We start from the raw sequence: 17,928 nt of genomic DNA, 5'->3' as shown, positions 1-17,928 counted from the left end.
TAAGATAATCAGCTGAACAAAAGCAGCTCCTTCGGAAATAAGCCGAAATTCTCCAAAAATTAAAGAACAATTTTCGGAAATTCCTTCTTATTTCTTGGAGCTAAACACTTTTGTCTCAGCCTCCTGTTTTTAACTACATTAATAACTTTTCGCCCAATTTCGTGAAAGCCAACGTGAAAATTGTGAGATACTAAAGTTAATAATGAAATAAATTAGGGCGACGATTCCGTAAATAGTGAATACTTGTCCTGTTTGTGCGTAGCGCCCCATTAAGATATAAGATTTGCCAAAGAGTTCTTGCAAAGCAATCACGGAATACAAGAAACTTGTATCCTTGATGACAGTAACAAACTGAGAAACAATTGCTGGTAAGACATTGCGAATGGCTTGAGGCAAAACAATATGATAAAGAATTTGCCAATTTGAAAAACCTTGAGAACGTGCCGCTTCAATTTGGCCTTTATCGACCCCATTTAAACCACCACGAATAATTTCCGCTAAAGCAGCGGTGGTAAACACAGTAAAACTCACAATTCCAGCAGGTGTGGATTTGATTTTGAAAATCAAAAAAATAACATAAATCCACAATAAGTTTGGAATATTACGCACCACTTCTACATAAATACTGGCAAGTAACTTCAGTGGTCCATGGGTTTGATTTCGCAAAACGGCTAGAATGGTGCCAAAAATCGTACTCAAAATAATTGAGACGAAGGAAATATAGAGTGTCAATTTTAAGCCGTTAAATAGAAATTGAAAATTATTTGCTGTCAGTAATTGACGCATTTCTTCTGAAAAAGGCATCTGTTTTCCTCCTATCTGCTATATGCTTTCTTATTTTTTTCTTCCATTTTTCTAGCCAAATTCGCTAATGGGAAGCAAAGAATGAAATATAAGAAACCAGCAAGCGCAAAGGCGGGAATATAGTTCAAGTTGACAGACGACCAACTATTGGCAGCAAACATTACGTCAGCGCCAGAAATAATGGCAACTGTTGACGTATTTTTAATTAGGTTCACTACTTGATTGGTTAAAGGCGGTAACATAATCCGCCATGCTTGTGGTAAAATCACATACCGCATCGTTTGACCATACGTTAATCCTTGGGAGTAAGCCGCTTCAAATTGCCCTCTTGGGACAGCTCCGATTCCTGAGCGAACCACTTCAGAAATGTAGGCACCATGATAAAGGCCTACACACAGAATGGCAATCGTAGTAATAGAAAATGAAAGCAGCGGGCTTAGCAGAGGAAAACCATAATAGACTACGATAAATTGAATCAACAAAGGTGTGTTTTGAAAAAATTCTACATAGACACGACTAATTGCGTGTAAAAGTTTACTTTTAGTCGCTGATAAACTGCCAAAGAAAATGCCTAAAGCAAAGGCAACTAAGATCGCTCCTAAAGAAAGCAGAATAGTATAGAGAAATGCCTGACCAAAAATTCGCCAATCTTGAAATAAAGCCTCCCAACGATATAAGGCAAATGGCCCTTCTTCAAGCCAGGAAATATTGGCTAACAAAAACATAAAAATCCCTCCTAAAATTTTTGATTCTTCAAGTCTTAGGAATGATTAATTTTTTAAGCCCCAGTCTTGATAAATTTTTTCTAGTGTGCCGTCTTTTTCCCATTTTTCAATTAAACCATTTAGATAATCATTTAATTCAGTATTTGCTTTCTTTGTGGTAATTCCATATTCTTGTGGCGAAAAACCATCTTTTAAAATTTCTGTCTTGCCATCCACATAGCCAGATAGGATTGATTTATCCACTGAAAATGCATCAATTCGTTTAGAAGTTAACGCTGTTTTTAATTCTGGATAGGAACCTAATTCTTGATAAGTAAATTTGATTCCTTCCTCTTGCGCTTTTTTCTCTAAGTTTTCTTTTGTCGTAGCAGATTGTGCAACGCCGATTGTTTTTCCGTCTAAATCTTTCATGCTGGAGAAGTTATCCTCTTTGCGCACAAGGAAACCAATCTCATCTGTATAATAAGGAGTTGTAAAATTATAAGTCTTTTTACGTTCATCAGTAATTGTAAATGTAGCAATTACCATATCTAGTTCACCATTGTCTAAAAGGGGACCGCGCGTTTTCGCTGTCACGCCCACAAATTCCACATTCTCTTCGCTGCCGGTAATTTCTTTCGCAATCAAGCGTGCAATATCTGGTTCCATTCCTTCATTTTTGTTTGTATCAGGATTCATATAGCCAAAATTAGGAATGTCTTCTTTGACACCTACTTTAATTTTCCCCGCTTTTTTTAATTGTTCTACTGTGACCGTTTTGTTTGATGAAGCACTTTTGGAAGTTGAGTCATTGTTGCCGCTACCACAGCCCACAATGATGCCTGCTAATACAAGTAAGGAGAGTCCAGCTAGCCATTTATTTTGTTTTTTCATTGTTCATTCCTCCAATTTTTTGTTTTTTTATTCATTACCCGTTATGAATAATTTTACTTAGAAATTCTTTTGCACGAGGGTTTTCAGTGCTTGTAAAGAAATGTTCAGGTGTTCCTTGTTCAATAATCTGTCCTTGATCCATAAAGATTACACGGTCAGCCACTTGACGAGCAAAGCCCATCTCATGTGTGACACAAACCATGGTAATATTTTGTTTGGAAAGATCGACCATTACATCTAAAACTTCTTGAATCATTTCTGGATCAAGTGCCGAAGTCGGTTCATCAAAAAGGATAATCTCAGGATGCATATTTAAGGCACGAGCAATAGCGACCCGTTGTTGCTGCCCGCCAGAAAGCTGCGAAGGATAAGCAGACGCTTTATCAGCTAAGCCGACCCGTTCTAAATACTCCATGCCAGTACGAACCGCTTCGTCTTTAGAAACGCCCATCACTTTAATCGGTGCTAACGTTAAATTATCAATAATCGTTTTGTGAGCATATAAGTTAAAATTTTGAAAGACCATGGCAACTTTCTGGCGAACCTTTTGAATGGGTGCCTTCGGTTTGGTGATGTCAATGTTATCAATTACGACGGAACCATCATTGACTTTTTCCAATTGGTTCATACACCGAATTAATGTACTTTTGCCAGAGCCAGAGGGTCCGATAATGACAATTTTTTCTCCTTGTTCTACATTCAAAGTAATGTCTTTTAAAACGTGATGCTCCCCAAAATACTTATTTACATGTTCTAAAGAAATCATAGGCAGTCTCCTTTGCAATCATTTGGTAGAAAAGATAACAGAGGATTCGGTGAGAAACGTGTTATTTAAATTAAATTAACCAAATGTATTTCTAATTGTATTCTCAATGTTAGGAATTATAACATACAAAAAAATGAATTACTAGTTTTTTAATCGAAAAAGATTTCCTTCAAAAAAAGAAATAAATGAGAGCAAAACAGGAAAAATTGACAATAGTCCTTAAAAAGTAGAAAATAAAGGCAGTGAATAAAAGGCAAAGGTAGGATGAGAATGAGCAATCAAGAAGCCATTGGATTAATTGATTCTGGCGTTGGTGGATTAACTGTTTTAAAGGAAGCGCTAAAACAATTACCAAATGAACGATTAATTTATTTAGGAGATACAGCCCGTTGCCCATATGGTCCACGACCAGCCGAACAAGTCGTTCAGTTTACTTGGGAAATGGCCGATTTTTTATTGAAAAAACGAATAAAAATGCTAGTAATCGCATGTAATACCGCGACGGCTGTCGCATTAGAAGAAATTAAAGCTGCCTTGCCAATTCCAGTTGTCGGTGTTATTTTACCTGGCGCACGAGCAGCCGTTAAAGTCACAAAAAATAACAAAATTGGTGTCATAGGTACCTTAGGGACAATCAAAAGTGCTTCCTATGAAATCGCCATTAAAAGTAAGGCACCAGCAATTGAGGTGACTAGTTTAGCTTGCCCTAAATTTGTCCCCATTGTTGAAAGTAATCAATATCGTTCTTCCGTAGCAAAAAAAATTGTGGCAGAAACACTTCAAGCACTACAATTAAAAGGACTTGATACGTTGATTTTAGGTTGTACCCATTACCCGTTGTTACGTCCGGTGATTCAAAATGTGATGGGGAGTCATGTGACATTAATTGACTCAGGAGCCGAAACAGTTGGCGAAGTCAGCATGCTTCTCGATTATTTTGACATTGCCCACACGCCTGAAGCGCCTACACAGCCCCATGAATTTTATACAACTGGTTCTGCAAAAATGTTTGAAGAGATTGCAAGCAGTTGGCTTGGTATAGAGAACTTAAAAGCACAACAGATTCACTTAGGAGGAAACGAAAATGATTAGACATGATAGTCGTGCACCAAAAGAATTGCGAAAGATCACTATTGAAACCAATGTTTTTAAACATCCAGAAGGTTCGGTGGTTATTTCGTTTGGCGATACCAAAGTAATTTGCTCAGCCACTGTCGAAGAAAAGGTTCCCCCATTTTTACGAGGCGCGGGAACAGGTTGGGTAGCAGCTGAATATAGCATGCTCCCTCGCGCGACGAACACAAGAAATATTCGGGAAAGTGCGAAAGGAAAATTAACAGGGCGAACAATGGAGATTCAACGTTTGATTGGGCGGTCATTGCGAGCTGTTGTTGACTTAGAAAAGTTAGGGGAACGGAGCATTGTTGTCGACTGTGATGTGATTCAAGCAGATGGTGGAACCCGTACAGCTAGTATTACAGGCGCTTTTGTTGCTCTACGCTTAGCAGTCAATCATTTATTGATGACTGGTGCGCTAGCGGAAGACCCAATTAAAGAGCATTTAGCTGCTGTCAGCGTGGGTATTTTACCCGATGGTTATTGTGTGCTGGACTTAGATTACGCAGAGGACTCGAATGCTGCAGTGGATATGAACATCGTGATGACCGAGTCTGGTGAATTTGTGGAAATTCAAGGAACGGGTGAAGAAGCTACCTTCTCAGGAGATGAGTTAAATGCCATGCTCTTTTATGGAAAAACAGGGATTGAGGAATTAATTGCGTATCAGAAAGAAGCGCTTTATGCTTTAGCCTCTGAAGAAGTCCCTTCGCAAGATTCAGAAGAGAAAGTGATTGTCATTGCAACTAGAAATCCTGGTAAAGCGAAAGAGTTTAGTTCAATTTTTGGTGAAAAAGGATATACGGTTAAGACGTTATTAGATTATCCGAATTTGCCAGATGTAGAAGAAACTGGTCGAACATTTGAAGAAAATGCTCGTCTAAAAGCTGAAACAATTGCAGAAATTTTACAGAAACCAGTATTAGCAGATGATTCAGGATTAATTGTTGATGCGTTAGGGGGAATGCCAGGAATCTATTCTGCTCGTTTTGCTGGTGAACCAACTAACGATGCTTCAAATAATGCGAAACTATTGCACGAGTTAACGGGCGTGCCAAAAGAAAAAAGACAAGCGCGTTTCCATTGTACATTGGTTTTTGCTGAACCAAAGAAAGAAAGTCTGGTGGTCGAAGCTGAATGGCCCGGAGAAGTCGGCACGATTCCTCGTGGTGAAGGAGGCTTTGGGTACGATTCACTTTTCTATGTCCCAGAGCTTGGTAAAACGGCAGCTGAATTGTCTGGGGAAGAGAAAAATAAAGTTAGTCATCGTGGACAAGCAGTGGCAAAATTAAAAGAACAATGGGAAGAATGGCTAAAAAAATAGGAGTTGAAACGTATGAAAATCTTGGTAGTAAGCGATAATCATGGCGACCGTGACTGTTTAGTTGACTTAGTGAATCATTATGAAGGACAAGTCGATGCACTCTTTCACTGTGGTGATTCTGAATTAGAACCGACAGATGAACTTTGGCAGAAATTAATTGTAGTCCAAGGAAATTGTGATTTTTATGATGAATTTCCCAAAACTGTGACTAAAAAAGTGGGGGATCAAGTTATTTATATGACACATGGTCATTTAGCCAATGTTAGAATGGGACTCACGACACTTGCTTTACAAGCGGAAGAAGCAGGAGCGACAATTGCCTTATTTGGTCACACTCATGTACTGGGCGCAGAGCGACACAATAACATTCTCTTTGTTAATCCGGGAAGTATTCGTTTACCTCGTGGACCAGTTCAAGAGAAAACATATGCCATAATTGAAAGTACATCTGAACAATATCTCGTTCAGTACTATAACAAAGAGCACCAACCATTGGAACGATTAAAGGCAACGTTTACGAAGTAAGTGAATGTTAAGAAATAAGTGCTACTTTTTTATTTATCAGATTTTGAGCGTAGGACAAAAATCCAAAAGAGATTTTTGTCCTACGCTCTTTTTTTAGTCGACTTGAATAACCTTTAAGCCGGTCTTACGAAGTTCTGTAATTAAAGTTGATGAGCAATGTTTGTCTGTAATCAAACAATCAAAAGCGGTAATATCAGCAATTTTAAATTTAGATGTCAAGCCGATTTTTCGATGGTCCGCGACCAGAATTTTTACTTTTGTTGTTTGTTTTATCATAAGCTCATTAATTTTTGCTTCATTGAAAATTTTTGTAGTGACGCCATGTTCTAAACTGACCCCGCTACAGCCAATTACGCAAACATCGGCATGCGTTGCGGTGATTGTGTTAATGGCAATATCTCCTACCAGAACTTCTTTGGGAAAACGTAATTCGCCTCCGGTCAAAATATAATTGTATTGAGAAACATGAGGCTTGGTGGCAATTTTTAAATTATTCGTTACGATGGTCAGATGGTCGGCCTTTAAATAATGGAGAATATTCAAAGCAGTGGAACTTGAATTAATGAAAACGGTATCATAATCACTTAGATAGCTACAAGCAACACGAGCAATGGCTTGTTTTAATAACTCCGGTCCTGATTGATCAAAGTCTTTCTGATTTTGGTCGTTGTAAATACAATACCCATATTTTCGAATGATGTCATTCTTAGTTTCTAAGACATTTAAATCACGACGAATTGTGCTTAAGGAAACATTTAAAGCATCTGCTAATTTATAGGTAGTCATTTGTTTGTTTTTTTGCAGCAGCGCGAGAATGTTTTGTTGCCTTTTTTCAATGGTTTCTAATGAACTTTTCAAGTAATACAACCTCCTTTAGTTATTTTTTTGGACACGGTCCCCCATGAAATAGTATAACTCATAGGAAAACAAAACACGTAAAAGAATCATTAAAAGTGCAAACAATCATATAAAAGGGTTTTCATTGTGATTTTTTGCGGCTATGATTTTCTTATAAAGCATAACACAATCATTTGAGAAGAGGAGTGGTAGCATGAGCAAATCGATTCATGAAATTACAAAAGAAAGTTGGTTGAAGGCGACATTTCCAGAATGGGGCACTTATTTAAACGAAGAAATTAATCAGACAAATGTGCTTCAAGGAACGGTTGCACTCTGGTGGCTTGGTTGTACAGGCATTTGGCTGAAAACGCATGAGAACACGAATATTTTATGTGATTTATGGTGTGGAACAGGAAAACAAACGCACGGGAACGGCTTAATGAAAAATGGCCATCAAATGATGCGCATGAGTGGTTGCCAAAAAATGCAACCTAATTTAAGAACACAACCTTTTGTGATTGATCCTTTTGAAATAAAAGAGGTAGATGCTTTAGTTGTCACACATATTCATTCAGACCATTTGGATATTCACACAGCTGCTGCTGTTCATCAAAATTGTCCTAAGGCTCTATTTATTGGTCCAAAAGAAGTAGTGAAAACATGGCAGCGTTGGGGTGTTCCGGCAGAAAAAACACGGGTTATAGAGCCTGGTCAAGAAATAAAAGTGAATGATGTGAATGTAGTGGCCTTGGAAGCTTTTGATCGAACCGCGCTAATTACTTCTGATGATCCTGAAAATACATTTAAAGGTAAAATGCCTCAGGACATGAATGAACTAGCTGTCAATTATCTATTTGAAACCTCAGGTGGTACGGTATATCACGCCGGAGACTCTCATTATTCTAACTTGTTTGCGAAACATGGTAATCAATATGCAATTGATGTTTGCTTAGGAGCATATGGCGAAAATCCTCGCGGTATCACAGATAAAATAACTTCTGTTGATATGTTGAGAATGGCAGAATCTTTAAATGCGAAAGTAGTCATTCCTGTTCATTATGATATTTGGTCTAATTTTATGGCGGATCCAAAAGAAATCATGGAAATTTGGAAATTTAAAAAAGATCGTTTACATTATCAATTTAAACCATATATTTGGCAAGTGGGTGGCAAATTTGTTTATCCAGATGACAAAGACAACTTAGAATTTAACTTTGATCGTGGCTTTGATGATGTTTTTGTTAAAGAAAATGATACACCATTTCCTTCATTCTTGTAAGAAAGGCTGGATGTACAATGTTAACTTATTTTTGGGAGCAAGAGCTTATTCATTACCCTGATAAAGAACCGGTTAGTTGGCAAGAGGCGATTCAGGAAAGTTGTTTGATTTTACTCCAAAAACACATCATCGATCAGAGTTATGTCGATGAGATTATTCAGTGTGTCGAAACGTTTGGACCTTATATCATCATTGCTCCTGAAGTAGCCATGCCACATTCATCAGAGGAAAGCGCAGGTGTTTTTGGAACGGCCATTTCTTTTACAAAATTTAAGCAAGCAGTCACTTTTACTGGCGATCAAGAAGCAAAAACAGCAACCTTATTTTTTACATTGGCAGCCCAAAATCCCGCCGAACATCTTGAAAATATTCAGCAATTGATGGATTTATTGATGACGGATGGCGTGATTGCTGACTTGTTAGAAACAAACACGCCAATGGATTTTAAAGAAGTTATGGAGAAATATCAATTATAGGGGGAAAAATCAATGGGGGAGTTCTTGTTAAATAGTTGGACTTATTTTGCTACGAACGTTTTAACACAGCCAGCATATTTGATTGGTTTCATCGTGTTATTAGGTTATCTCTTGTTACGGAGGCCCTTTTATGAATGTTTAGCAGGTTTTCTGAAAGCGACAGTTGGTTATTTTATTTTGAGTGTTGGTTCTGGTGGTTTGGTTAATAATTTTCGCCCTATTCTAGTAGGATTGAAAGAGCGATTTAATTTACAGGCGATGGTTACCGATCCATATTTCGGGCAAAATGCAGTCGATGCAGGATTGATGAAAACCTTTGGACGAACCTTTGGTGATGTGATGATTTTGTTATTGATTGCATTTATTATGAATATTTTGTTGGTTCGTTTTCAAAAATATACAAAATTGAGAGCCGTTTTTACAACAGGGAATGTTCAGATTCAACAAGCAGCTACCGCTTTCTGGATTTTACTCTTTTGTTTTCCTAACTTAGGTAGGATCGAAGTACTAATTTTTATGGGCTTAATTCTTGGGTGTTATTGGGCAGTTGCTTCAAATTTAACGGTAGGGATTACGCAGGAATTAACAGAAGGTGCTGGTTTTGCGGTAGCCCATCAACAAATGTTTGGCATATTTATTTTTGCAAAATTAGCAGAATGGTTGAAAAAACGTGATCAAAAGAAACATAGTTCAGAGAAGGTCGATAAAAAATTGGAAGATATCGAATTACCAGGATTTCTATCCATTTTTAATGAAAATATGGTTGCTACGTCCATTTTGATGCTCTTTTTCTTTGGCATTATCTTGCTTGTTTTGGGACAAGATTATTTAATTCAAGCTAAATTTATGCAAGAAGGGCAGAGTTTCTTCTTTTATATCATGACCACTTCATTAAATTTTGCTGTCTATTTAGCTATCTTACAATTAGGCGTTAGAACCTTTGTCGACGAGTTGACGCAGTCATTCCAAGGGATTTCAAATACCATTTTACCAGGCGCTGTTCCTGGGATTGACGTAGCAGCGACTTTCGGGTTTGGCTCGCCAAACGCAGTAACAATTGGGTTTCTCTTTGGCGCATTAGGCCAGTTTTTAATGATTGGCTTACTGATTCTATTAAAGTCTCCGACAATCGTTATTGCGGGTTTTATCCCATTGTTTTTTGATAACGCTGTCATAGCTGTTTATGCAAATAATCGTGGCGGAGTAAAAGCTGCTTGTTTATTCCCATTCCTTTCAGGTTTAATCCAAGTAGGTGGCTCAGCTTTATTTGCTACATGGATTGGATTATCTCAATATGGCGGTTATTTGGGCATGTTCGATTGGGCGACAGCTTGGCCGTTATTTACAATCATTATGAAAGTTCTAGGCTATGTTGGCGTAGCAGTGGTGGTGATTGGGTTACTAATAATTCCGCAACTTCAGTATCGAAAAAATCCAGAAGGTTACTTTATGATTGTCAATGATTATGAACAATATGCTAAAAAATTTCAAGAGAATTAAAGGAGGAATTTAAAATGAGAATACTTGTTTCCTGTGCCAATGGTTCTGGCACGAGTCTAATGATGATGCGTAGTGTTGAAAAAGCAATGAAAGAACTAGGTGTACCGATTACAAAAATTCATCATTGCGCCATTTCAGAAGGAAAAAGCTCTGCTAGCCAATACGACGTTGTTTTTACTCCAGTCAATTTTTTACAAATGTTTCAGCAAGCAGAAAAACGTGGAGTCACAGTGATTGGCATTAAAAATGTAATGTCTGCAAAAGAAATTCAAGAAAAATATATGGCTTCAGATCGTTATCAAAAATCTGAATAAAAGGATGGGAAAGATGAAAAGACCAAACTTACAAATCGCTTTAGATCATAATAGCTTAGAAGACGCTTTAGCAGATTGTATGAAAGTCGGAGAAATTGTCGATATTATCGAAGTTGGCACTATTTTGTGTTTACAAGAAGGCCAAAAAGCAATTCGTTGTTTAAAACGCATGTTTCCTAATAAAACGATTGTTGCTGATACAAAATGTGCTGATGCGGGCGGTACAGTTGCTCGTAATGTCGCACAAGCAGGCGCTGATTTCATGACGGTCATTTGTTGCGCCACCTTGCCAACGATGGCTGCAGCTCAAAAAGAAGTCCGAGAATTACAAGTAGAACTATATGGAAATTGGACAATGCAACAAGCTCGACAATGGCGAGAATTAGGGATTAATCAGGTGATTTATCATCAAAGTAGAGATGCTCTTTTAGCTGGCGGCAGCTGGGGAGAAAAAGATTTGAATAAAGTTCAAGAACTAATTGACTTAGGCTTTGAAGTGTCCGTCACAGGTGGTTTAACTGTCGAAACGCTTGAATTGTTTCAAACAATGGCAGTTGCAACATTTATTGCGGGCCGTGGGATTACTGAATCAAAAAATCCTGAACAAGCAGCCAAAGATTTTCAAAAAAAAATCGATCAGATTTGGAAGTGATAAAATGGCACGAATTGGACTGTATGAAAAAGCACTCCCGCAAAATTTAACTTGGGCAGAACGATTCACATGGGCCAAAAAGTTAGGGTTTGATTTTTTAGAAATGTCAATTGATGAATCCGATGAACGTTTAGCACGATTGGCTTGGACACCAAGCCAGTTACAAGAACTTTCTCAATTAATGGTGAAAGAAGATTTTTTTATCCATTCTTTGTGTTTAAGTGGTCATCGGCGGTTTCCTTTAGGCTCTTTAAATAAAGAAACACGTGAAAAAGGGCGGAAAATTTTATCTCAAGCGATTCATTTGGCCCATCAATTAAACATACGGGTAATTCAAATAGCTGGCTATGACGTCTTTTACGAAGAAAAAACTGCTGAAACAAGGGAATTTTTTCTTCAAGGTCTGAAAAAGGGTGTTGAGGAAGCTGCACAATACGGTGTCATTCTGGCTGTTGAGATTATGGATGATCCTTTTATGAATAGCATACAAAAATTTCTAGAGATTAAGGAACAAATTCCGTCTCCTTTTTTGCATGTTTATCCTGATTTAGGTAATTTGTCTGCTTGGCCGGAAAATAATCCGGCGGTTGAGCTTGAAAAGGGAATTGCTGAAATCGCTGCTATTCACTTAAAAGATACCTTCGCTGTAACAGACACATTTGAAGGGAAGTTTCGGGAAGTTACTTTTGGAGAAGGCTGTGTTGATTTTACAGGCTTATTGAAAACACTCAAGCGGTTAAACTATAGTGGTCCTTTTTTAATTGAAATGTGGAATGAAACGGATTTGAATTTTCAAGAAAAAATTCAAGCCGCGCAGCAGTATCTCTATCCCAAATTAGCAGAGGTGGGTTATTATGAACAATAAAGCGATCATCCAAGCAATGAAACAACGTGTTTATGAAGCGAATCTGGCTTTGCCAAAACTGGGCTTAGTCAAATTAACGTGGGGCAATGTTAGTGAAATCAATCGGTCATTAGGGATTATCGTAATTAAACCAAGCGGCGTCAAGTATCAAGAAATGACCAAGGAACAGATGGTAGTAACTGATTTAAACGGACAACTATTGGAAACCAATGCATTAAAGCCGTCTTCTGATTTACCCACACATCTTTATCTTTATCAAAAAATGCCAGAAATTGGAGCGATTGCGCACACGCACTCCCTGAATAGTGTTACATGGGCTCAAGCAGGGCGAGCCTTACCTCCTTACGGTACAACCCATGCGGATGCTTTTTATGGCGCTGTACCTTGCACAAGAGCGCTCTCTGAAAGTGAAATTAAAGAAAACTATGAAGAAGAGACTGGCAAAGTCATTGTTGAAACATTTCGTGAACAAGAACTAGATCCTTTAGCAGTTCCAGGAGTGCTAGTTTATGGACATGGCCCATTTACTTGGGGCATGACTCCGGAAAAAGCAGTTGAAAACAGTTTGATTTTAGATGAAATCTGTTCAATGGCACGTTTGACGGAAACAATTAACCCAGCTGTTGAACCAATTGATCATTTTTTATTGGATAAACACTATCTTAGAAAACATGGGATTTCCGCTTATTATGGTCAGTGATGGCTGTGATGAAACGTGTGAAAAAGAAGGATAATTGACTGATTAATTGGTCTTTTATAAAAACTTAGTTGTCTGTTATGGGACAACTAAGTTTTTATTTTTTTAAGAAAGCGTTCTCTTATTTTTGGAGAGAATAGAACAAAACGTTAATTTTCGTTTGTTAAGTTATGAAGAATTTGCGAATTCCAAGACTTTTTCCGCAAAATTAGGTACAATAAGTTACGTGTTAAAGAATTAGAAATGGAGGCAACCCAATCATGATAGGGACTGCTGTAAAAGAATTATTATTAGAAAAACAAGAAACGTTTTTAGTACCCGCCGAAAATGTCGCCAATGTAATGTGTTTAAATCCGTTAAGTCACGCGGCATTAGTCTTATCGCAAGTTCGCTATTCCAAGATTCCTGTGTTAGATAAGGGAGATCGCTTTGTTGGCTTAATCGGCTTGACAGACGTTGTAGATAAAATGTTTGATTTGACTTCAGTGGATTTTGAAAAATTGAATGAATTTACTGTGGCCGATGTAATGGAAGTCAATGTTCCTGTAATTGGTGAATCGTGGGATTTAGAAGAAGTGTTACATTTATTAGTAGATGCTTCTTTTTTACCAGTGGTTGATGATAATCAACGCTTTAAGGGCATCATTACACGCAAAGAAATTTTAAAAGCGGTCAATCATATGGCGCATGAATTAGAAAAACATCATCTTGTTCTGCCTAAATCAGAAGAAGAAATGAAAGTAATTTAAATAAAACGCAAGAAACTCTTTACTTTTTTCTCATAAATGCGTTATTCTGTATGATAACACGAAGTAAAGGAGTGCTGTGATTGGACGCATATGAGATTATTCAGTATATTGGCAATGCCAAAAAGCAAACGCCTGTTAAAGTAACACTGAAAGGGCAATTAAAAGAAGTCACGTTTCCGGAAACAATTAAGGTCTTTAATAATTGTAAAACTGGGACATTGTTTGGCGATTGGGCTGACGTAAAACCTTTTTTAGAAGCAAACAAAGAAAAAATTGAGGATTATGTTGTAGAAAACGATGCACGTAACTCAGCAATTCCTTTTCTTGATCTGAAAGACATTAATGCTCGGATTGAACCAGGTGCTTTGATTCGCAAAAAAGTTGAAATTGGCGATCAAGCGGTGATTATGATGGGGGCTATTCTAAATATTGGCGCCGTCGTTGGTGCAGGGACTATGATCGATATGGGCGCTGTTTTGGGCGGTCGTGCAACTGTAGGGAAGCATTGTCATATTGGCGCAGGAACGGTTTTAGCTGGTGTCATTGAACCACCAAGTGCCGCACCTGTGGTTATTGAAAACGAGGTTGTCATTGGAGCGAATGCGGTCGTACTAGAAGGGGTTCGTGTTGGTGAAGGTGCCGTTGTGGCTGCTGGGGCAGTAGTTGTGGAAGACGTTCCAGCGCATACCGTTGTTGCAGGCGTGCCAGCAAAAGTAATTAAACAAATTGATGATAAAACCAAGAGTAAAACAGAGATTTTAGAAGAATTACGTAAACTCTAAAAATAAATTAGTCAGTCGCGATGAAGAAACTTCTTCATGGCGGCTTTCGATTACCCAAAAAATGAAGGAGTGGCTTTTGTGGAGCAAGAAGAATTAATTGCGATTAGACGGCAACTACATCAAATACCTGAAATCGGTTTAGAAGAAAAGGAAACACAAGCCTTTTTACTTAATGAAATTGATAAAATGAAGCAACCTTATCTGCAAGTTCGAACATGGCAAACGGGGATTTTAGTCTTCATAGAAGGCAAAAATCCTCAGAAAACCATCGGCTGGCGTGCTGATATTGATGGTTTACCTATTCAAGAGGAAGTGGTTTCTGCTTTTCAATCAAAACGACCAGGGTTTATGCATGCCTGTGGGCACGATTTTCACATGACAATCGGTTTAGGGGTTTTGAAAGAATTAAGTCAACAGCAACCAGACAATAACTTTTTATTTTTATTTCAACCTGCTGAAGAAAATGAAGCAGGGGGGATGTTGATGTATGAAGACCATGCGTTTGGTGAGTGGTTACCTGATGAATTTTATGCGCTTCATGTTAATCCTGATTTGCCAGTCGGAACTATTAGTACCAGAGTAGGGACATTGTTTGCTGCCACTTGTGAAGTGAACATTACCTTAAAAGGAAAAGGTGGACATGCGGCTTTTCCGCATCAAGCGAATGATATGGTCTTAGCGGCCACCAATTTAATTCAGCAAGCGCAAACGATCGTTAGTCGAAATGTTGATCCTGTGGTTGGGGCAGTCGTTACTTTTGGGACTTTTCATGCAGGGACTGCCTGCAATGTGATTGCCGAAGAAGCAACTTTATCTGGTACAATTCGCACATTGACAGCAGAAACTAATGAACAAACGCAGCGAAGAATTCGCGAAATTAGTGAAGGTATTACACAATCTTTTCAATGTGAAGTAACTGTTCATCTTGATCAAAAAGGGTATTTACCTGTAGTGAATGAGCCAGCATGTACCACGAATTTGATTGAATACATGAGCAAACAAGCAACAGTTCAATTTCAACAAGCACCGGTTGCAATGACAGGTGAAGATTTTGGCTATCTATTGTCTAAAGTCCCAGGCACGATGTTTTGGTTAGGCGTGGCAAGTCCTTATAGCCTTCATTCTGCCAAGTTTGAACCCAACGAAGAGGCGTTATTGTTTGGAGTGGAGGCAGTTAGTGGCTTTTTAAAATCATTGGACAATTAGAAAAACAGCCACCAGATAACTAATAAATATCTGGTGGCTGTTTTTTATTTTGCAATAATGGGCGTATTGGGAATCGTAAAGCCGGCCTCTGTTAATGCTTTGATATATTGAGCTAGAAATTCTTCTTTGACCGCAAATTGTTTGCCGTTTAGTACATACATGGTCGTTCGCACCGCAAAGTTACCATTGCCTAAATCGACCATACCAAAAATATCTGGCCCAGTTTGAATACTTTCGATATACTTTTCTTTTAACGTTTCATTGACTTCTGTAATCACTTCACAAATTTTTTCATAACCTTCTTCAGGATTGATGCGGACATCAATTAACACTTGCATATTGGCACGAGACAGGTTACTGATTGTGGTGATGTTTCGGTTTGGAATAAAATGAACAGTTCCATCAACCGCTTTAATTTGAGTGGTTCGTAATCCGACAGAAGTAACAGTTCCTTCAATATTTAACGCCAATAAGCGAATATAATCGCCTACATCCATTTGTTGTTCTAAAATAATGAAAAATCCGGTAATTAAGTCATTCATGAATCCTTGAGCCCCTAAACCAATGGCAACACCGGCAATTCCCGCTCCGGCTAATAATGAGCCAACAGGCACACCGACAATGGTCAAAAGAGAATAGATGAAGAAAAAGAACAGCGTATATTGAAATGCATTAATGATTAAAGTGTGTAATGTTTTTAAACGGCTTTCACTAAAATGTTGCTTTTTACTATAATTTGCATAGGTGCGATCAATTAAATATTTCCCGATTCGCTGAATAATAAAAAATAGAAAAATTAAAAATAAAATTGATAAACTTTTTTCAATTAAGGTAGCGACAATGGCATCCCAATTAATATTGTTCCAAAAGCGTTGTAGCGCGCTCACTTTTTTTACGGTCGCTTCTGCTAAATCAGGAGCAGAAGAATCGACTGTTTCAGTACTGGCTAAACCAAGTATCAACATAAAAATCCAACTTTCTCTAAAATTTCTTCTTTTAGTATACTAAATCTCTCGGCGAAAGGGGAAGAAAATAGAAAGTTTTTTTAAAGACTTAACATGTTTTTTTAGGAATGTTATAATTTTGTAAATAAATAATATATTTTATAATTTTGTTAAAGGTTGTGAGTGCTGCGTGAAAGTTTCAATTGAATGGGCAAAAAATGATTTACTTTCTAAATTACCTGTAACAATTTTTATTGATGAGCGATGTGCTACTCGCTTGACGGCTGACAAGCGACGAACATTTATCTTCCATAATCCAGTCGCTTTACGATTAGGGAGTCGTTTTTTTAGTAGTCAGATAATCGAAATTGCGGAATCATGTACATTGAAAGTTTCCTTTAATTGGTCCTGTGTTTATCTCTTTTGTATCTGGTTACTTGCAGTTAAACTGTGGATTGGAAGCGTTAGCGGTCGAACAATTGTAGTTGTGGCACTAATCGGAGTGCTGACCTATTGGCGTCGTTATTTATTGAAAATAAAGAAAATGACCTGACGAGTCGTGATTGTTTCGTGAAAGAAGAATGCGTAGTATACTAAAAGTAATGAAAATGAAGGGACTGAAGAAACACATGACTTTGGATAAAACAAAAAAATTAGCAAACGGCAATGAAATGCCACGCCTAGGTTTAGGTGTTTGGCGTGTAGAAGATGGCTCAGAAGCAACAAATTCAGTAAAATGGGCTTTAAAAGCGGGTTATCGCTTGATTGATACGGCAGCCGTTTATAAAAACGAAGTAGGGGTGGGCGAAGGTATTCGTCAATCGGGTATTCCCCGCGAAGAAATTTTCGTGACGACGAAATTATGGAATGAAGATCAAGGCTATGAAAATGCGATTAAAGCATTTGATAAAAGCTTAGAAAAATTAGGGTTAGACTATGTTGATTTATATTTAATTCACTGGCCTGTTGCTGGTAAATATAAAGAATCATGGAAAGCATTAGAAGAAATTTACGCAAGTGGTCGTGCCAAAGCAATTGGCGTTTCCAATTTTCATCAACATCATTTGGAAGATTTATTAACAGAAGCAAATGTTGTGCCAATGGTGGATCAAATTGAATTACATCCTACGTTAACACAAGAACCGCTACGAAAATATTTAGCCGAAAATAAGATTGCCGTGGAGGCTTGGTCTCCTCTAGGACAAGGTAATTTATTATCTGAACCAGTACTAGTGAAAATTGGTGAAAAATATGGTAAATCAGCGGCCCAAGTGATTATTCGTTGGCACTTACAAAATGATATTATCGTGATTCCTAAATCTGTTCACGAAAAAAGAATTCAGGAAAATTTTGCTGTCTTTGATTTTGAATTAACACCAGAAGAAATAACCGCAATTAATCAGTTAAATAAGGATCATCGTTTTGGTGCAGATCCAGATAATTTTGATTTTTAAGTATGATAGCAAGTAAAAACGGAGGGGCGAAAGACGT

General features: G+C 37.8%; 21 protein-coding genes. 15 read left to right on the top strand and 6 right to left on the bottom strand.

The genetic code is table 11. The features are described 5' to 3' along the window. Window positions 1-138: 138 nt before the first annotated feature. From IGL80_RS09390 to IGL80_RS09375, 4 genes are read right to left on the bottom strand one after another with little or no spacing between them, the layout of a single operon-like run. Complete coding sequence (locus tag IGL80_RS09390) at window positions 139-804, bottom strand: amino acid ABC transporter permease (RefSeq protein ID WP_002382114.1); 666 nt, start codon at window positions 802-804, stop codon at window positions 139-141. 11 nt (window positions 805-815) lie between these two features. Next, window positions 816-1,529, bottom strand: coding sequence for an amino acid ABC transporter permease (locus tag IGL80_RS09385; RefSeq protein ID WP_002363695.1), 714 nt, complete (start codon window positions 1,527-1,529; stop codon window positions 816-818). Window positions 1,530-1,574: 45 nt separating this feature from the next. Further along, window positions 1,575-2,402 (bottom strand): transporter substrate-binding domain-containing protein, encoded by an 828-nt coding sequence (locus IGL80_RS09380; RefSeq protein WP_002360586.1) that lies wholly within the window; start codon window positions 2,400-2,402, stop codon window positions 1,575-1,577. A gap of 34 nt (window positions 2,403-2,436) precedes the next feature. Beyond that, the gene (locus IGL80_RS09375; protein WP_002360585.1) at window positions 2,437-3,168 is read right to left on the bottom strand and encodes an amino acid ABC transporter ATP-binding protein; all 732 of its coding nucleotides are present in this window, start codon (window positions 3,166-3,168) and stop codon (window positions 2,437-2,439) included. A gap of 264 nt (window positions 3,169-3,432) precedes the next feature. Here IGL80_RS09375 and racE point away from each other — a divergent pair, with 264 nt between their 5' ends. The 3 genes from racE to IGL80_RS09360 are packed head-to-tail and all read left to right on the top strand — an operon-like array spanning window position 3,433 to window position 6,133. Next, on the top strand, window positions 3,433-4,260 hold the full coding sequence (gene racE, locus IGL80_RS09370) for a glutamate racemase (RefSeq protein WP_002358027.1): 828 nt from the start codon (window positions 3,433-3,435) through the stop codon (window positions 4,258-4,260). Beyond that, window positions 4,253-5,608, top strand: coding sequence for a ribonuclease PH (rph, locus tag IGL80_RS09365; protein WP_002358026.1), 1,356 nt, complete (start codon window positions 4,253-4,255; stop codon window positions 5,606-5,608). Before racE ends, rph begins: the two co-directional genes overlap by 8 nt. Before the next feature lie 12 nt (window positions 5,609-5,620). After that, a complete protein-coding gene (locus IGL80_RS09360; RefSeq protein WP_002404444.1) occupies window positions 5,621-6,133 on the top strand; it encodes a metallophosphoesterase in 513 nt (170 codons plus the stop codon). Window positions 6,134-6,226: 93 nt separating this feature from the next. Here IGL80_RS09360 and IGL80_RS09355 read toward each other — a convergent pair whose 3' ends face one another. Next, window positions 6,227-6,991, bottom strand: a complete 765-nt coding sequence (locus IGL80_RS09355; protein WP_002382117.1) for a DeoR/GlpR family DNA-binding transcription regulator — start codon at window positions 6,989-6,991, stop codon at window positions 6,227-6,229. 193 nt (window positions 6,992-7,184) lie between these two features. Here IGL80_RS09355 and ulaG point away from each other — a divergent pair, with 193 nt between their 5' ends. The 10 genes from ulaG to IGL80_RS09305 all read left to right on the top strand — a co-directional run bounded on the left by ulaG (window position 7,185) and on the right by IGL80_RS09305 (window position 15,493). Then, window positions 7,185-8,252: an L-ascorbate 6-phosphate lactonase gene (gene ulaG / locus IGL80_RS09350; protein ID WP_002360582.1), complete on the top strand. Its 1,068-nt coding sequence runs from the start codon at window positions 7,185-7,187 to the stop codon at window positions 8,250-8,252. Between the two features lie 17 nt (window positions 8,253-8,269). Then, window positions 8,270-8,728 (top strand): PTS sugar transporter subunit IIA, encoded by a 459-nt coding sequence (locus tag IGL80_RS09345; protein ID WP_002360581.1) that lies wholly within the window; start codon window positions 8,270-8,272, stop codon window positions 8,726-8,728. 12 nt (window positions 8,729-8,740) lie between these two features. Next, the gene (locus IGL80_RS09340; protein WP_002360580.1) at window positions 8,741-10,228 is read left to right on the top strand and encodes a PTS ascorbate transporter subunit IIC; all 1,488 of its coding nucleotides are present in this window, start codon (window positions 8,741-8,743) and stop codon (window positions 10,226-10,228) included. Between the two features lie 14 nt (window positions 10,229-10,242). Beyond that, window positions 10,243-10,542, top strand: a complete 300-nt coding sequence (locus IGL80_RS09335) for a PTS sugar transporter subunit IIB (protein ID WP_002358018.1) — start codon at window positions 10,243-10,245, stop codon at window positions 10,540-10,542. A 13-nt stretch (window positions 10,543-10,555) separates the two neighbouring features. Further along, entirely contained in the window at window positions 10,556-11,194 is a 639-nt protein-coding gene (locus tag IGL80_RS09330) for a 3-keto-L-gulonate-6-phosphate decarboxylase UlaD (protein WP_002381985.1), read from the top strand. 4 nt (window positions 11,195-11,198) lie between these two features. Continuing rightward, a complete protein-coding gene (locus IGL80_RS09325) occupies window positions 11,199-12,059 on the top strand; it encodes an L-ribulose-5-phosphate 3-epimerase (protein ID WP_002360579.1) in 861 nt (286 codons plus the stop codon). Beyond that, a complete protein-coding gene (locus tag IGL80_RS09320; protein ID WP_002360578.1) occupies window positions 12,049-12,759 on the top strand; it encodes an L-ribulose-5-phosphate 4-epimerase in 711 nt (236 codons plus the stop codon). Before IGL80_RS09325 ends, IGL80_RS09320 begins: the two co-directional genes overlap by 11 nt. 257 nt (window positions 12,760-13,016) lie before the next feature. Then, the gene (cbpB, locus tag IGL80_RS09315) at window positions 13,017-13,505 is read left to right on the top strand and encodes a cyclic-di-AMP-binding protein CbpB (protein ID WP_002358013.1); all 489 of its coding nucleotides are present in this window, start codon (window positions 13,017-13,019) and stop codon (window positions 13,503-13,505) included. Window positions 13,506-13,585: 80 nt separating this feature from the next. Next, entirely contained in the window at window positions 13,586-14,287 is a 702-nt protein-coding gene (dapD, locus tag IGL80_RS09310; protein WP_002360577.1) for a 2,3,4,5-tetrahydropyridine-2,6-dicarboxylate N-acetyltransferase, read from the top strand. A gap of 36 nt (window positions 14,288-14,323) precedes the next feature. Beyond that, window positions 14,324-15,493 (top strand): N-acetyldiaminopimelate deacetylase, encoded by a 1,170-nt coding sequence (locus IGL80_RS09305; RefSeq protein WP_002404442.1) that lies wholly within the window; start codon window positions 14,324-14,326, stop codon window positions 15,491-15,493. A gap of 44 nt (window positions 15,494-15,537) precedes the next feature. Here IGL80_RS09305 and IGL80_RS09300 read toward each other — a convergent pair whose 3' ends face one another. Beyond that, window positions 15,538-16,458, bottom strand: a complete 921-nt coding sequence (locus tag IGL80_RS09300; protein WP_002382128.1) for a mechanosensitive ion channel family protein — start codon at window positions 16,456-16,458, stop codon at window positions 15,538-15,540. Window positions 16,459-16,627: 169 nt separating this feature from the next. On the opposite strand from IGL80_RS09300, the gene IGL80_RS09295 reads away from it, so the two are divergent. After that, window positions 16,628-16,990: a hypothetical protein gene (locus IGL80_RS09295; RefSeq protein WP_002358008.1), complete on the top strand. Its 363-nt coding sequence runs from the start codon at window positions 16,628-16,630 to the stop codon at window positions 16,988-16,990. 28 nt (window positions 16,991-17,018) lie between these two features. Then, window positions 17,019-17,891 (top strand): aldo/keto reductase, encoded by an 873-nt coding sequence (locus tag IGL80_RS09290; RefSeq protein ID WP_002384710.1) that lies wholly within the window; start codon window positions 17,019-17,021, stop codon window positions 17,889-17,891. Window positions 17,892-17,928: the final 37 nt, after the last annotated feature.

This window comes from Enterococcus sp. DIV2467a (assembly GCF_050532945.1).
In the GTDB taxonomy this organism is placed as follows: Bacteria; Bacillota; Bacilli; order Lactobacillales; family Enterococcaceae; genus Enterococcus; species Enterococcus faecalis.
Note: the sequence above shows the minus strand (reverse complement) of the source record. Positions and strands in the feature narration are given on the sequence as shown.

What these genes read in the sequence shown, in the direction of transcription:
- IGL80_RS09390 (WP_002382114.1), bottom strand. Translation starts at nt 804, where the DNA reads ATGCCTTTTTCAGAAGAAATGCGTCAATTACTGACAGCAAATAATTTT.
- IGL80_RS09385 (WP_002363695.1), bottom strand. Translation starts at nt 1,529, where the DNA reads ATGTTTTTGTTAGCCAATATTTCCTGGCTTGAAGAAGGGCCATTTGCC.
- IGL80_RS09380 (WP_002360586.1), bottom strand. Translation starts at nt 2,402, where the DNA reads ATGAAAAAACAAAATAAATGGCTAGCTGGACTCTCCTTACTTGTATTA.
- IGL80_RS09375 (WP_002360585.1), bottom strand. Translation starts at nt 3,168, where the DNA reads ATGATTTCTTTAGAACATGTAAATAAGTATTTTGGGGAGCATCACGTT.
- racE (WP_002358027.1), top strand. Translation starts at nt 3,433, where the DNA reads ATGAGAATGAGCAATCAAGAAGCCATTGGATTAATTGATTCTGGCGTT.
- rph (WP_002358026.1), top strand. Translation starts at nt 4,253, where the DNA reads ATGATTAGACATGATAGTCGTGCACCAAAAGAATTGCGAAAGATCACT.
- IGL80_RS09360 (WP_002404444.1), top strand. Translation starts at nt 5,621, where the DNA reads ATGAAAATCTTGGTAGTAAGCGATAATCATGGCGACCGTGACTGTTTA.
- ulaG (WP_002360582.1), top strand. Translation starts at nt 7,185, where the DNA reads ATGAGCAAATCGATTCATGAAATTACAAAAGAAAGTTGGTTGAAGGCG.
- IGL80_RS09345 (WP_002360581.1), top strand. Translation starts at nt 8,270, where the DNA reads ATGTTAACTTATTTTTGGGAGCAAGAGCTTATTCATTACCCTGATAAA.
- IGL80_RS09340 (WP_002360580.1), top strand. Translation starts at nt 8,741, where the DNA reads ATGGGGGAGTTCTTGTTAAATAGTTGGACTTATTTTGCTACGAACGTT.
- IGL80_RS09335 (WP_002358018.1), top strand. Translation starts at nt 10,243, where the DNA reads ATGAGAATACTTGTTTCCTGTGCCAATGGTTCTGGCACGAGTCTAATG.
- IGL80_RS09330 (WP_002381985.1), top strand. Translation starts at nt 10,556, where the DNA reads ATGAAAAGACCAAACTTACAAATCGCTTTAGATCATAATAGCTTAGAA.
- IGL80_RS09325 (WP_002360579.1), top strand. Translation starts at nt 11,199, where the DNA reads ATGGCACGAATTGGACTGTATGAAAAAGCACTCCCGCAAAATTTAACT.
- IGL80_RS09320 (WP_002360578.1), top strand. Translation starts at nt 12,049, where the DNA reads ATGAACAATAAAGCGATCATCCAAGCAATGAAACAACGTGTTTATGAA.
- cbpB (WP_002358013.1), top strand. Translation starts at nt 13,017, where the DNA reads ATGATAGGGACTGCTGTAAAAGAATTATTATTAGAAAAACAAGAAACG.
- IGL80_RS09305 (WP_002404442.1), top strand. Translation starts at nt 14,324, where the DNA reads ATGGCGGCTTTCGATTACCCAAAAAATGAAGGAGTGGCTTTTGTGGAG.
- IGL80_RS09300 (WP_002382128.1), bottom strand. Translation starts at nt 16,458, where the DNA reads ATGTTGATACTTGGTTTAGCCAGTACTGAAACAGTCGATTCTTCTGCT.
- IGL80_RS09290 (WP_002384710.1), top strand. Translation starts at nt 17,019, where the DNA reads ATGCGTAGTATACTAAAAGTAATGAAAATGAAGGGACTGAAGAAACAC.